Below are 14,686 nucleotides of genomic sequence, written 5' to 3'. Positions count from 1 at the left end.
ACCATGAACAAGAATCTAATAAATCCGATTAAGAAAACAGCATGTTGTATTGCACTTATGACCAGTTGTTCATTGTTATTGGCCTGTGGTGGCGGTGGCGGTGGCAGCGGTGCGGCAGAAATAATTGATAGTACCGAATCAAACCCTGTGCCAGATACACCGCCGATTGAAGAGATCGTTGTAGCGCCGAGCCCAGAGCCAGTGGTCACTCGACTGGAAGAGCTTCAAGTCGCAGAAAGCTTTACCTTTTCTAATCAACAAGAGATACAACTTACGGTTTATTATCCTTATCAAGCTTCTGAAAGAGCCTACCTAAATATCTGTACTCAATGGAAAAATGCTGAACAGAACGCGGTGGATTATGACTCTTGTTTGTGGCGTGGCCAGATAAGCCAAACGCAGTCAGACGTGTATTTTAGCTTACCCGCTCATGCCTCCTATTTGGTTGCAGAGGTATGGCAGGTTTCATCCGGAGATATGAGCAGCACTAGACAAACGCTCGATCTGAACGGTAGTAACTTGCAGGCGTTGACCTTTAGTTTTTAAATTGAGAACAGATTTATGCGTCCATATACCACCAGTGTTGTCCTCCCAAAGCCGCAGTGCATTTGGCTTTTTATAGACTCGCAAGCGGTTGGGGGGATAGAAACCCATGTTGCCAATTTGGCTCTGGCTTTAGCGAAAAGAGATCACTCTGTGTCTGTGGTTTTTTGGCAGTCGTACCAAGTACAGCACCCAATGATAGAATTGTTAAACCAACATCACATTGCTTGGGTGATGTTAGATGGAAGCATCGGTTCAATCATGCATGCTATGAACGACTATCCACCATGTTTAATTCATAGCCATGGCTATAAAGCGAGCATCATTAGTAGAATGCTTAGATTAATTAAACCCTTAAAATTGGTGTCTAGTTTTCATGCGGGTGAGATAAGCAAAGGCCGAATGGCGCTTTATGATTTTATAGACCGTTATAGCGCGTTACTGTCGCATAAACGGGTCGCGATAAGTACAGATATCGCGAATAGGATTGGCGCGCCTAGTAAGGTTATCGATAACTTTATTGATGTTCCAGCGAGTGCAGTATGCCAGTTGTCTAAGCGAGAGAAACCTACCATTGCTTTTGTCGGAAGGTTAACAGCAGTTAAGGGGCCTGACCGATTTTATCAGTTAGCTAAGCGCTTACCACAGTTTGATTTTGTGGTGTTTGGTGAAGGCGAGATGCGACCCAAAGAAGATGTCCTCGCGCTTAACAATTTGGTATTCCATGGGCAAAAAAATAGCATGGAATTACATTGGCGAAACATAGACTTATTGTGTATGCCGTCGCGTAATGAAGGCTTACCTATGGCGGCTTTAGAAGCGATGGGCAGAGGTATCCCAGTAATCGCGACTAATGTTGGGGGGCTGAGCCGGCTAATTGAGCACCAAGTTAATGGCTTTTTATTTAGTGGTTTTAATCTTGATTGCTGGCAAGCCTGTATCGTTGATTGGCATCAAGATAGATCTATGCAGGCTGCCATTGCGCGGCAAGCAAAGCGAACGATAAAGCAGCGCTTTTCGGCAGACGCAGTGTTACCGCAATTTGAGTTACTTTATCAGCAGCTGATTTAAACAGAAACAATCCAAATGAAGGTGAGTGACTCTTCTCTGGCACAAAATTCAACACGCGATACATGTGTAGATGTTAGAGTCACTTCTCAGCTTAATACCCTGCCTATATAGGCTCTATTTTAGACCCCCTATAGAGCCAACGCATTATTAGGGTTGGTATAAACTGGTTTGATTACGTCCATTATGCTTACTTTTATATAGCGCTTGATCTGTTTTAGCTAACCACTCTTTGGCACTGGCCGTTTGCTCGTTTAGTTCTGCGCTGCCTAAACTAATAGTGAAGGGGATTTCAACACCGTCGATTACCGGTTTAAGTTGCTCAATACTGACTCGCAAGCGCTCGCAAAATATGCTGGCATGTTGAGAATCTGTATCTGTGAGAATAACCCCGAACTCCTCACCGCCGTAGCGTCCAGCGATGTCAGTTTTACGCATCACCTTGCGTAAGGTATCGCCCACTAAAGAAATAATGACATCTCCGGCAGGGTGGCCATAGGTATCATTGACTTTTTTAAAGTGGTCAATATCGAACATCACTAAAGAGCTTGCTCTGGTATTACGTACCGAGCGATTAAATTCTTGCTCTAACCGATCTTGCCAGTAGCCTCGGTTATAAAGCTGAGTTAGCTTGTCGGTGCGGCTCAGAACTTTTAGCTCTTCGTTGACTTTTATCGCTTCGAGTTTGTTAACCGCGTTATCGGTAACATCATAAATGATTAAACTAATATGAGTGACAATACCGGTTAATGAGGTAAGCGGTATAATAGTGATATTTTGATACATAAAATCTACCGTGCCTGTAATAGGGCGGTAGTTTTTAAATGGGAATACATGGGGGCGTTGCTCCCAAGTAGTAAAGGCTCGATTCTTTAAGAAAAAAACCGAATCAATCTTATGTCTCAGCCAGTCTTCAGGTAAGTTGGGGAATAAGGTAAACAAGCCTTTACCTTGAGCTTGGTCAGGTCGCAAGCCGCTATGCGCTTCCATGAAATTGTTCCAAACTTGAACCTGATAGTTTTTATCTAGCACCACTAAGCCGACATCGATAGTTTGTATCATGTCTAGCATCCAGTGGAACTCATTCATTTCATTTTGGTGTTGGCTCATGATGCTCAAATAAGTAAGAAATTTTATTATTAAGTGTTGGCAAAGAATCTTCGGTAATCAACAGCAATAAATCACATTGAATATTGTGCTTTTCGATAGTGTAGTTGATTTCAATTGCTAAGGTTTTCTGCCAACGATGGGTATTATTATTGATTAAGTCGCCAATGTTACAGTGTTGCCCTAAAACAACGGGATGCCCTTGAGAGAATGAAAGATCAAGTTGGTCAGAGACGCCCTTCAAACAAGCCCCTATCAGAATATTGGCAATATCCATTAATACTTCTAACTGACCGTTATCGTCCAGTTCACCTTGATAGTTCATTAGCTTAGACATATCGCTAAAGCTAGAGTCATGGAAAAGTAATAGGGCTTCGCCGGCGATCCCTGAACCGATAAAACCTTGGCAAACCGCAGACATTTGTTCGTTTTCTTCGACTGAACTCAGAGCCATATGTAATTCACTGGTTTCAAGGATATTTACATTAGGGATGGGCAACACGATAAACGTATCTAGTAAACGCGCCAGTAAATCTGCCGCTCTACCCATAGCAACGTTAGCGATTTCTTGATAATGGTCTCGATAATCGACAATTTTAGGGCTAAGCGTATCGTTGACTGGTGCAGGCATTTTATCGAGAGCGGCTAAATCATTCTCGAGTTCGAGTAATTGCTGTGACTCTACGATGCCATAAGCAACCAAAATTTCGCCGATTTTTGCTTTATTGGTTGGCTTTTTAATAAAATCTAAAGCGCCCAGTTGTTTAACTCGCGCGTGAGCTTCAGGTTGGATATCACCAGACACGACAATGACAAGTGCCGGAAGGTCGTTACTTTGTACTTGTTCAAGTACCTCGTAGCCGTCCATAACGGGCATGTTTAAATCAAGAAAAACCACATCCCCTTTGCCTTCTCGGATCAAAGCTAGACCTTCCTGACCATTCTCAGCAAAGCTTATCTCCACGTCCCATCCCGGAGGGAGGCTTCGTGCCATTTGTTTTCTTGCGAGATTAGAGTCATCGCATATTAGAATCGGTAAGGGCATAATTTACTAGTAACTCTCCTTGTAGAGTGCATAGTATGAAGGTAAACCGCTGTGATGCTAAGAGTTAATAAAAAATATTCACTTTTCGTCTACGGCGCTTTGAGGTAATTCACAAAAACAGTTTTGTTATTAACCATAAAGGTAAGTTTAGTCGAGAAGTCATTGATTATTCGTTAAAGTTCATTGCAGATTACGTTATCCGCAAACTGCGAAATCAAATTACAATTCAGTATATAATAAACCTAGCTCAAGCTAGCAGAAAACGGAAATGGATTATTCAGAGGGTCGAATGTGAAACCAGGTAAATGGACTAAACACGGAATAATGCTTGTTTGCGTGTTGTTTTCGACCATTGGCCAAGCGGCGTCAGTACAAAGTCGAATTGAGTATTATGATGTGGGTGCTCATGATATGGGCCAACTTAGGGCTCAAATAAATAATCAAGGTCCCGAAAAGCAAGGGCGCCGATACAGCATCGCAGCTGAATATAGCTTCACTTGGACAGCAAGAGTTCAAGTGAGGGATCAGCGTTGCGAAGCCTTAGAACCAGATTTAGAATTGACGGCTGATTTAATCATGCCGCGCTGGATAAGCCAAAGCAAGGCTGAGTTTGGCGCTCAGCAGTCTTGGATCTCTTACATTGCTGCTGCTCAGCAATATCACCAACAAATTACCCGCCTTATTGAGCAAAGCGCTGGCAGGTTTGTGCAGCAGACTAGGGGCTTGAATGCCCCTGAATGTGAAAAGCTGGAAGCTCTAATTAATGCCAAAGGGCGCGCTGCCTTGGCGAATGCGCAGCAAAAAATACGCACTTACCAGCGTAAAACTCGTTATGGTCGCTCACTGGGCTTAACGGTACCTTAACTCTAAGGGGCGGTTTTTGATCAATCGACGGTTCCAAAATCGATGTGGATGTAAGCTGTCTAAGCTAGATTGTTTTAGCGGGATTGCTTCTCCGCAAAGCTGAGCTGCCAATAGTTCGGTTGCAAACGGAGCGCTGCAGATACCGCGCGAGCCAAAGCCTACGGCAATAAAGCAACGCTCATAATAGGGCGGTGTTTGCTGTTGCCATTGCTGTAAGTACTGTGGGGCATAAATGTTTTCAATGTCAGGCAGTGCTCCCAACAAGGGGAAATGGTCTCTTACCGCACAACGGATCGCAACTCGGCCTGCCACTTTGGCAAAACTGAGTTGTTGATTCCAAGCTTGAGCTTGGCAGTTTTGTAAGGATTGTAGATTGTCTAATCCTTCTTGCTCATCCATTATTTTACTGACCCCATTTCTTACGTAACTGGCTCCAATACAGTGTTGTTGTTGACTTGCAGGGGTTAAGTACCCTTCATAACAGAGCACTTTTGTTAGCGCACCTATTTTCGGGTTACTGTCTATATGGCTGACTTGTCCACGCACCGGCGTTAGCGGCAAATGCTTAGCTTGCTCGAGTTCTAGTAGCGAATGAGATTGACAGAAAACCACGTTGTCGTGTTGCTGAAGACCCTCTTTAAAGGTTAGCTCTACATGATGTTCAGTAGTATTCATAGCAACTAACTGCTGTTGATACTGGATGTCAAGTAAGCCGCTAAGGCTGGCGACCTTGAGTAAAGTATTTACAAGCTGTTTGGGGTTGACCCAACCAGCGAGAGGGTAATACAGGGCCTCATTGCTTAAGCTTACCCCCGCCAGTGAGCTGGCTTGTTTGCTGCTGACTAAGTGCACCAGTTCTACTGGGTAGGCTGCATCCAGTATGTTTTGATTTTTTTGCGCCGCTTTTTGATTGTAACTTAGCTGCAGTAAGCCACAGCGTTGCTGATCTAGCGGATAGCCTTGTTGTTCTAATTGGTCAGCAAGATGACGGTGGTAATTAAAAGCATGTTGAAAAAACTCGCTAACATTGGGTTGGTTTGGGCTAAGAAGGGGATAAACCGCCCCTTGTTTATTGCCCGATGCCTCGGCCGCAGCGGCGCAAGCTTGATCGTATATGGTGACCTTTACACCGCGCTTAACCAGTGCATAAGCGAGGCTAGCACCGGCAATTCCAGCCCCGATAATAGCAACACTTTCACCGGGTCTTATCGCCACTCGATGATATAAACGTTGATGTAACTCTGCCGGTTGCTTTGGCCCTATAAACTGACCCACTAACATTTCGCGTTTTCGGCCAAAGCCCTTGGCTCTTTTGGCTGCAAATCCTGCGCTGATTAATCCCCTTCGAACAAAGCCTGCAGCAGTGAAAGTGGCTACACTGGCATTGGCGGCTGATAGTTTTGCCATACCGTTGAACAGTTGTTGTGACCACATGTCGGGGTTTTTACTGGGGGCAAAGCCATCAAGGAACCAGCTATCTACCAAGCCGCTTCGAGTATTTGGAACTTCAGGCATATTTTCATGCACATCACCAATCCATAGGTCGAGTGTTATAGGTAGTGGCGAGTGAAAAGTTATGCGATGACACCCGAGTGTCATAATCGCGGGATAAAATTGAATCAATTGTTTTGAATATTCCGCCAATTCGGGCCACTGTTTGAGTGCTTGGCTTAGATCTTTTAGTGCTAAGGGGTGTTTTTCAAAACTAACAAAGTGCAGTCTTTTAACTGCTGAATTGGGGTTGTCAGCTAAGTGCTGTTGGTAATGCTGCCATGTTGCAAGAAAGTTTAAGCCGGTGCCAAATCCGGTTTCAGCTATTGTGTAGCAAGGGCTTGGATGGTTTAGCCATCTTTCAGATAATTGATTTTGTTCAATAAATACATAGCGACTTTCAGCTAAACCATTATCCACTGAGAAATATACATCGTCGTAATCGGTCGCCACAGGCGTACCTTCAGGGTTCCAATGGATGGTGGCGGTTGTGGCATTATTCACATTATCCGTTGAAGACAAAATTTAACCTCGAGTTTTACTAGAAAATTTAAGCGTACACGTGTACTCTCATCCGACCAGATTAGGCTGCAAAATCGGTAACATAGCAGCAAATACAACCCGTGAGACCATCTGATGAAAAGAGCAGTTATCACCGGGCTAGGCATTATATCTAGTATCGGTAACAATAAAGAAGAAGTATTAGCATCCCTTAAAGCAGGTAAATCGGGAATTACCCATTCGCCTGAGTTTGCAGAGCTAAAACTCCGCAGCCAAGTGTGGGGTGATCTCAAAATTAACCCTGCAGAACATGTCGACCGCAAAACAATGCGCTTCATGGGTGATGCTGCGGCGTTTTCTTATCTTTCAATGCAGCAAGCTATTGACGATGCAAACCTTGCCGATGAATTAGTATCCAACGAGCGAACAGGCTTGGTGGTTGGTTCAGGTGGCGCATCGTCTAAAAACCAAGTTGAAGCTGCAGATATTTTGCGTGCAAAAGGTGTACGTCGTGTTGGGCCTTATATGGTACCAAGAACGATGTCGAGCACTACCTCTGCGTGTTTAGCTACTCCGTTTAAAATCAAAGGTGTCAATTACTCAATTAGTAGTGCTTGTGCTACAAGCGCACACTGTATTGGCCATGCGCTTGAACTTATCCAACTGGGTAAGCAAGATGTTGTATTTGCGGGTGGTGGTGAAGAGTTGCATTGGACTTTAGCGATGGAATTTGACGCTATGGGTGCTTTGTCTACCAAGTATAACGATAACCCAGAACTTGCCTCACGTACTTATGATGCTGATCGTGATGGTTTCGTCATCTCTGGCGGCGGCGGTATGGTTGTAGTTGAAGAACTAGAGCATGCCTTAGCTCGCGGTGCTAAAATCTATGGTGAAATTGTAGGTTACGGCGCAACTTCTGACGGTTACGACATGGTGGCACCATCAGGCGAGGGCGCAGTTCGTTGTATGCGTCAAGCCATGCAGGGTTTGAAGGGTGATATCGATTATGTGAACACTCACGGTACCTCAACACCAGTGGGCGACGTTAAAGAATTGGGCGCTATTCAAGAAGTATTTGGCGGCAATAGCCCATTAATCAGTGCCACTAAAGCGATGACGGGTCATGCCTTAGGAGCTGCTGGTGTGCATGAAGCCATTTATTCATTGTTGATGATGGAAAATGATTTTGTTGCGCCAAGCATTAATATCGACAACTTAGATGAAAAAGCGGAAGGTTTAAACATTGTGGCTAACCAAGCCCAAACGGCTAAACTGGACCGCGTAATGTCTAACAGCTTTGGTTTTGGTGGCACCAATGCCACGCTGGTTATTGAACGTTTCCAAGACTAAATCAAGTTTGTTTAAAAAAAGCTGCCTTTAGGCAGCTTTTTTTTTATCGAATTTGTTACCCGTGTTAAGATTGCCGACCTTGAAATTCAGCATAGCTTTTATCACCTAGCCTATGAAAATAGTTGTAGACGAAAATATTCCCTTTGCCCAACAAATCTTAAGCCAACATGGCGATGTTATCGCTGTGGATGGCCGAACGATGTCGCCTGAACAACTGGTGGGTGCTGACGCTTTGTTAGTGCGTTCAGTGACAAAAGTGAACGCTCGGCTATTGGGTCAAGCCCAACAATTAAAGTTTGTGGGAACGGCTACCATTGGTACCGAACATATCGACCAAGCCTACCTCACCAGCCATCACATCGCTTTTGCTAGCGCGCCTGGCTGTAATGCCGTTGCAGTGGGGGAATATGTCACAACCGCATTGTTGGCGGCATCTGAACATCAGCAATCTAGTTTAGTCGGTAAAAGCATCGCCATTGTTGGTGCGGGTAATACAGGGAGCCAAGTGGCCAAGCGGGCCTCCGCTTTAGGTATGAACGTTATGTTGTACGATCCCCCTTTAGCAAAGCAGGGCTTATGTGACGGTTCGGTCAGTTTCGAGCAAGTATTAGCCGCAGATGTGATCAGTTTACATGTACCTTCAACCAAAGGTGGTGAACATGCTACCTACCATTTATTCGATAAAGCCGCTTTAGCTCAGTTGTCGGCAGAACAAATTTTGGTTAATGCTTGCCGTGGCGAAGTGATCGATAACAACGCTTTGTTAGCCTTGGCCGAGGCGGGCAAAGCACCGCTGCTGATATTAGATGTGTGGGAAGGCGAGCCGACGATAGTTAAGCCTCTGGTTCAGTATGCGTTTATCGCGACTCCACATATTGCCGGCTATAGCCTTGAAGGAAAAATGCGTGGTACCAGTATGATTTACCATGCCATGTGTCAAGCGTTGGGGCTTAACAGCAATGATATTAGCCAACAATTGTTACCTGTGGCTGACTTCTCTGAAATAAGCCTTAATGGTGAGCTAAGTGAAGCGCAACTGACTAAACTCACTCAACTGGTATATGACATATTTGCCGACGACCGACGATTTAGGTTGTACGGTTCAAACCCTCAGGGCTTTGATAAATTAAGAAAATTTTACCCGCAACGCCGAGAATTTAAGGTGTTACAGGTGGTCAACCAACATAATCAAGCCGCTTTAAGCCAGCTTGGTTTCAACCTTCGAGAGAACAAATAATGCAACAGTTTCATCATGTCGCAATCATTGGCGCTGAGAGTGAACAAAGCCAGCAACTTTTAAGCTTGTTAGAGCAGCGCGAGTTTCCGGCAGCTCAGATATTCCCTATTAATATTGACATTGTTGAACAAGATGATGATCAAGAGGATTTAGACGGGGGGCTAAAATGGCAAGGCGAAACCCTTGATTCAGCCGATGCAACGATGCTTAATTGGTCAGAGGTGAGTGTGGCTTGGCTACTATCAACTGAACAAGCAGCCATCGATATCGCTGAGCAGGCTCGCCAGTTGGGTTGTGTTGTGATTGACATGGTCAATGCTAATGAAAACGCGCTAAGCTGGGTTCATGCAGAGGTAAACCCAGAGCAAATTGCAGAGGGTTTAACCGAGCGTTGGTTGAATTGTCCAATTAGCCTAGCTGGCCAGTTGTCACTTCTGTTGCATATTATTCAGCAAGACGTTGAGCTAGAACGGGTTGAAGTGAACGCCATGCTAAGCGCTGCGAATAAAGGTAAGCCCGGTGTGGATGAACTTGCAGGACAGACGGCTAGATTACTTAATGGCTTGCCGGTAGAGCCCAAATTATTTAGCCAACAATTAGCGTTTAATTTGTTGCCCGAGCAAGGAGAAGAGTCTCTTCACGGAACGGGGAAATTTGAAGCCGATTTAGCAGAGCAATCTAAAGCCATGCTGCAAAGTCCTGAGTTAAACATAAATGTGAGTGCACAGCATGTGCCGGTTTTCTATGGCGATAGTTTAGCGCTGCACCTCTATGCGACATACTCCTTAGACCTTCTCAGTATTAAAGAGTGGTTAAGTAATCATCCAGCCTTTGAATTGGTTGAACAAGATATGGTTACTCCAGTGAGCAATATCGCTAACAATGACACAGTGGTATTAAGTCGACTACGTCAAAATCCAAACACTGAAAGTGGTGTTAATTTGACCTTGATGGCGAATAACCCGCTCTCTGGGGTAGTGGCAAACGCAGCCAAAATCGCAGAAACGTTAGTGAAACAATACATTTAAGCGAATTAGCGGTTTAGATTATTGGAGAGATGCCGATACTTTAGCTGAGGAAAAACGCAATAAAATGCGATCTACGTGTAAACTGTTAATAGTTTAGCTAGATCGCAATTTGTTAGCTGGTTATATTACAACAATAACAACGGATTGAAGTTATTCAGTCTAACGGAAGAACACAAGGAAAAACTATGGGGCGTAAGATTTCCCTCGTTGCGTTGTCAGCTGTTATATCGCTCACTACTCTCAACCCAGCAATTGGTCAAGAAAATGGAACCTTTTATGTGGAGCTTGTTGGGCCAGACGAAGTGGTCGGTGAGCCCGAGCAGCAGGTCTATGGGCCAGTTAGAAGTAACGACACGTTATGGGCTATTGCTAGTTTAAACAGACCTTCTCGCTCGGTTAGCGTATATCAAATGATGTATGCGATTTTGCAAAAAAATCCTCAAGCCTTTAATAACGGTAATGTAAACTCGGTTATTAATGGCAGTTATCTTACCTTACCTACACTTGATGAAGCTCAGTCGGTAAGCCATCAGATGGCCGTAGCAGCTATTGCACCGAAGAAAAAGGCGGTGGTAGCGACAACTCCCCCAGCAACAACTACTGCGACGACGGTGGTTGCTGTAGCGCCAGCTGCCACACAAGCAGTGACTAAACCTGCTGATGCTGCGGCATTAGAACAAACTCAACAAAATTTAGATACGCTTCGCGATAGGCTCGAATCGAGAATCGATGAATTAGAGCAGTTAAAACGTCAAGAGTTTGATGTGTTAAAACAGCAGATGGACGAGTCTAGCCAACAAATGGTAGGACTGGCTGAAGTCAACCATCGAATGAAAATGCGTATTCAAGAGTTAAGCGATGAACTGGCCAGTATTCGCGATGAGCTCAACGAGAACAGACGTAATCAAACCCAAATATTGCAATTATTGGAAAAACCAAAGCTAGAAGAATCTGAAATGAATAAAGATGCTTCTGGATTATCTAGTTTCTTGTCATCGCCATTGAACATTGGTTTAGCTATCTTTATCCCTCTATTGCTTATTGCCCTAGTCATTACTTTGATGTTTAGGCGTAAGGCGAAGCGTGAGCTAGAAGAGCAAGATAAAGAAATGGCAGAATCGACCCTCAATTTGATGGACGATGAAAATGATGAATTCTCACAGTTGTTTAGTGACAACCTAGAGCCTGAAGATGAACAAGCTCCAGACTTGAATGAGCAATTTGAAAATGACCAATTCGACAGTGAACCGGACCTAAGTCTTGACGAACCCATCGCCGAAACCAACAGCTTTGAAGATGACGTCGATGATCTAGAGCCCGAGATTGAAGAAGCAAGTTTCGAAGATTTTGCCGCTATTCAAGAAGACTCGATACCTGAAATCTCATTGGATGACAGTGAGATGTCAGCATTAGATGCCTTTGAGTCCGATGATTTAGTGCCATCTTTAGATGATGCAGAACCGGCTGGTAATGAACAAGTCGAAGACGATCTTAACTCGGTGATTAGTGCCGATGATTTAGCCGCTGCATTGTCGATGGACGATGAACAAGACTTATTTGAAGTATCAAGTAGCGATGACATTGATGATGCCGATGAGCTTTCATTTGAAGATGCTTTGAAGCAGCAACAAAACATGGAAGCTGAGTTATCAGAGGTCAGTCAACAAGAGAAATTTGACCTCGATAATATCGACTTGTCAGATTCAACAGAAGACGATGATTTTGACAGTTTATCTGCTGATGAAAGTAGCCTTGAAGACCTCACTGCAGAACTTGAAGATACCATTGAAAGTGCTTCTAGTAGTGACGAGAATGAGTCAGCAAGCTTTGATTTAGATGACGATGTCGTTGATTTATCTAGCATCGAGTTAGACGATCCGAGTGCGGTAGCTGATGATTTTGCTAGTCAGCTTGACAATGAAGAACCTACAACCGAACCCGATGTGTCTGAGCTTCATTTAACACCGAAAGGTGACGACACCGCCGAGCTAGCAGAGCTTGAAAAAGCCAATGAAGACGATTCAGCCCCCGTTACTGATGACGACATTGACAGTATGTTTGCCAGTTTTGGCAGTGATGCATTTAGTGAATCAGCCGAACCTAATGCATCCGATGACCTTCCTTCGCGAAGTGATATAGAAGAGCGAGAGTTTGTTGATATCGATATGTTATTAAATGAAGCCGACGAAGGGGCTAGTGATGATTCAGACCCTTACGACCAACCCAGCTTAGACGTTGAGCTTGACTCGTTCCCAGATATTTTACCTGAAGGCAAGTCTGTGGACGTTGATATGAATGCCGAGCTGGCTTCAAAATTGGATCTCGCCAGAGCCTATTTAGAGATCGACGACCAAGATGGAGCTAAAAAAATTCTCCAAGAAGTGTTGGTTAGTGACGATCAAAAACTGAAACAAGAAGCAGAGGAGTTATTAGCTCGTTTTAGTTAATTGTTATTGCTGTGGTCAAATCGTGGCCACAGCAAGCTCCTTTCACTATTTCTTTTCCTTGGAAAACGCTCACCTAAAGATAAAGCGGTGACTTTATACCGCCATTTTTTTATCATGTGCGGCAACAGACATTATTAGTGGTTTTTTATGCGCATCGCTTTAGGCATCGAATACGATGGTGCCGATTATTATGGTTGGCAACGTCAGTTAGACGTTCGCTCTATTCAGCAAGAGTTAGAGTCAAGTTTATCTATTGTGGCCAATTGCCCGATCCAGGTTCAGTGCGCAGGTAGGACCGATGCCGGTGTGCATGCTACCGGTCAAGTTGTCCACTTTGACTCGCCAGTTGAACGTAAAATGGCAGCGTGGACCTTAGGTGTAAACGCTAATCTCCCCAAAAATGTTGCAGTACGTTGGGCTCAGCCAGTGGGTGATGAATTTCATGCGCGCTTTAGTGCAACAGCACGTCGCTATCGTTATGTGATTTATAACGGCCGTTTTCGGCCTGCTATTTTAGGCCAAGGCTTGAGTTTCTATCATCAGCCTTTAGATATAGAATTGATGGAGCAAGCAGGTAAGGCCTTGTTAGGTGAGCAAGACTATACCTCATTTCGGGCTCTTCACTGCCAAAGTCACAGCCCTCGCCGTCGAATGGAGCACCTTACAGTAACGCGTTATAACGACTACGTAGTGGTCGATGTTAAAGCCAATGCTTTTCTTCATCATATGGTGCGAAATATAGTGGGCAGTTTAATTAAAATTGGCCAAGGAGATCGCCCGGTAGAATGGATAGCCGAGCTACTGGCCCTAAAAGACCGCTCTCAAGCTGCAGCAACCGCTAAAGCCGGGGGCTTGTATTTAGTGCAAGTCGATTACCCTAGCGAATTTAATTTGCCACAGTTGCCTATTGGCCCGCTATTTTTGCCAGCGAGTTAAAAAAACTGTACGAGAATTAAGGGTTAGACCAGTTTTAAGTAAAAAAGTGTGGCCAATTGTGGTTTAATTGCGGCCATTCAATGCATTCTGTTATTACGGCGTTATGAACGCCTACTGAGAAGTAAGGTTCCCGATGAGTTGGTTAGAGAAAATTCTTCCTAAAAGCAAAAGTGCTTCTGTTAAGCGACGCAATATTCCAGAAGGTGTGTGGACTAAGTGTCCATCATGTGAGCAAACCTTATACCGTGCAGAGGTCGAGCGTAATCATAATGTTTGCCCTAAGTGTGACCATCATATGCGGATTGGTGCGCGTGACCGTTTAGAAGCTTTCCTCGATCAGGATGGCCGTGAAGAGTTGGCCGGTGATTTAGAGCCGCGTGACAAACTTAAATTTAAAGATAGTAAGAAATATAAAGACCGTATCGCTGCTGCACAGCGTAATACCGGTGAAAAAGATGCCTTAGTGGTAATGAAAGGTGAATTGAAAGGTTTACCGGTTGTTGCTTGTGCCTTCGAATTCGCCTTTATGGGCGGTTCTATGGGGTCAGTTGTAGGGGCGAGATTTGTTGCTGCGGTTGATAAGTGCTTAGCCGAAGATCGTGCGCTTATTTGTTTTTCAGCAAGTGGTGGTGCGCGCATGCAAGAAGCCTTGTTTTCGTTAATGCAAATGGCTAAAACGTCTGCTGCTTTGGCTAGAATGCGCGAAAAAGGCTTACCTTATTTCTCTGTGTTAACCGATCCTACCATGGGTGGGGTGTCTGCTAGTTTTGCTATGTTGGGTGATATCAATATTGCTGAACCAAAAGCCCTAATTGGTTTTGCTGGCCCGCGTGTGATTGAGCAAACCGTGCGTGAAAAATTACCTGAAGGTTTTCAACGCAGTGAGTTTCTTTTAGAAAAAGGCGCTATCGACATCATCATTGACCGTCGCAATATGCGAGATCGAATTGCTGGCTTGGTGTCAAAAATGATGGGCATTGTTGAGGCTGAAGTAGAAGTGCTGGTAGCGACTGCAGAACCTACCGAAGATTTAGGCAAAGCGCTATCGGCTAACGAAAAAGAATAA

12 protein-coding genes are annotated in these 14,686 nt (G+C 44.4%); 9 read left to right on the top strand and 3 right to left on the bottom strand.

Annotated features, from left to right (window positions below):
• Positions 1 to 3 precede the first annotated feature (3 nt).
• Positions 4 to 546 (top strand): hypothetical protein, encoded by a 543-nt coding sequence (locus tag M0C34_RS12090; RefSeq protein WP_248711942.1) that lies wholly within the window; start codon positions 4 to 6, stop codon positions 544 to 546.
• Positions 547 to 561: 15 nt separating this feature from the next.
• Positions 562 to 1,614, top strand: coding sequence for a glycosyltransferase family 4 protein (locus M0C34_RS12085; RefSeq protein ID WP_248711941.1), 1,053 nt, complete (start codon positions 562 to 564; stop codon positions 1,612 to 1,614).
• 147 nt (positions 1,615 to 1,761) lie between these two features.
• Here the strand turns inward: M0C34_RS12085 and M0C34_RS12080 are convergent, their stop codons facing one another.
• Complete coding sequence (locus M0C34_RS12080) at positions 1,762 to 2,721, bottom strand: GGDEF domain-containing protein (RefSeq protein ID WP_248711940.1); 960 nt, start codon at positions 2,719 to 2,721, stop codon at positions 1,762 to 1,764.
• The gene (locus tag M0C34_RS12075; protein ID WP_248711939.1) at positions 2,702 to 3,763 is read right to left on the bottom strand and encodes a response regulator; all 1,062 of its coding nucleotides are present in this window, start codon (positions 3,761 to 3,763) and stop codon (positions 2,702 to 2,704) included. The genes M0C34_RS12080 and M0C34_RS12075 overlap by 20 nt, the downstream gene beginning before the upstream one ends.
• 291 nt (positions 3,764 to 4,054) lie before the next feature.
• Between M0C34_RS12075 and M0C34_RS12070 the strand changes: the two genes are divergently transcribed.
• Entirely contained in the window at positions 4,055 to 4,627 is a 573-nt protein-coding gene (locus M0C34_RS12070) for a DUF922 domain-containing protein (RefSeq protein WP_248711938.1), read from the top strand.
• On the opposite strand, the gene mnmC is transcribed toward M0C34_RS12070, so the two are convergent.
• Positions 4,613 to 6,640: a bifunctional tRNA (5-methylaminomethyl-2-thiouridine)(34)-methyltransferase MnmC2/FAD-dependent 5-carboxymethylaminomethyl-2-thiouridine(34) oxidoreductase MnmC1 gene (gene mnmC, locus M0C34_RS12065; protein WP_248711937.1), complete on the bottom strand. Its 2,028-nt coding sequence runs from the start codon at positions 6,638 to 6,640 to the stop codon at positions 4,613 to 4,615. The two genes, M0C34_RS12070 and mnmC, sit on opposite strands and share 15 nt — an antisense overlap.
• Positions 6,641 to 6,754: 114 nt before the next feature.
• Between mnmC and fabB the strand changes: the two genes are divergently transcribed.
• The 6 genes from fabB (at position 6,755) to accD (ending at position 14,686) form a co-directional block, all read left to right on the top strand.
• Positions 6,755 to 7,972, top strand: coding sequence for a beta-ketoacyl-ACP synthase I (gene fabB / locus M0C34_RS12060; RefSeq protein ID WP_248711936.1), 1,218 nt, complete (start codon positions 6,755 to 6,757; stop codon positions 7,970 to 7,972).
• Between the two features lie 112 nt (positions 7,973 to 8,084).
• Entirely contained in the window at positions 8,085 to 9,209 is a 1,125-nt protein-coding gene (locus M0C34_RS12055) for a 4-phosphoerythronate dehydrogenase (protein WP_248711935.1), read from the top strand.
• Positions 9,209 to 10,237, top strand: a complete 1,029-nt coding sequence (locus M0C34_RS12050; RefSeq protein ID WP_248711934.1) for an Asd/ArgC dimerization domain-containing protein — start codon at positions 9,209 to 9,211, stop codon at positions 10,235 to 10,237. The genes M0C34_RS12055 and M0C34_RS12050 overlap by 1 nt, the downstream gene beginning before the upstream one ends.
• Before the next feature lie 185 nt (positions 10,238 to 10,422).
• Positions 10,423 to 12,684, top strand: a complete 2,262-nt coding sequence (locus tag M0C34_RS12045; protein WP_248711933.1) for a FimV/HubP family polar landmark protein — start codon at positions 10,423 to 10,425, stop codon at positions 12,682 to 12,684.
• A 147-nt stretch (positions 12,685 to 12,831) separates the two neighbouring features.
• Positions 12,832 to 13,620: a tRNA pseudouridine(38-40) synthase TruA gene (gene truA, locus M0C34_RS12040; protein ID WP_248711932.1), complete on the top strand. Its 789-nt coding sequence runs from the start codon at positions 12,832 to 12,834 to the stop codon at positions 13,618 to 13,620.
• A 133-nt stretch (positions 13,621 to 13,753) separates the two neighbouring features.
• A complete protein-coding gene (accD, locus tag M0C34_RS12035) occupies positions 13,754 to 14,686 on the top strand; it encodes an acetyl-CoA carboxylase, carboxyltransferase subunit beta (protein WP_248711931.1) in 933 nt (310 codons plus the stop codon).

The organism is Agarivorans sp. TSD2052 (genome assembly GCF_023238625.1).
GTDB lineage: Bacteria > Pseudomonadota > Gammaproteobacteria > Enterobacterales > Celerinatantimonadaceae > Agarivorans.
Note: the sequence above shows the minus strand (reverse complement) of the source record. Positions and strands in the feature narration are given on the sequence as shown.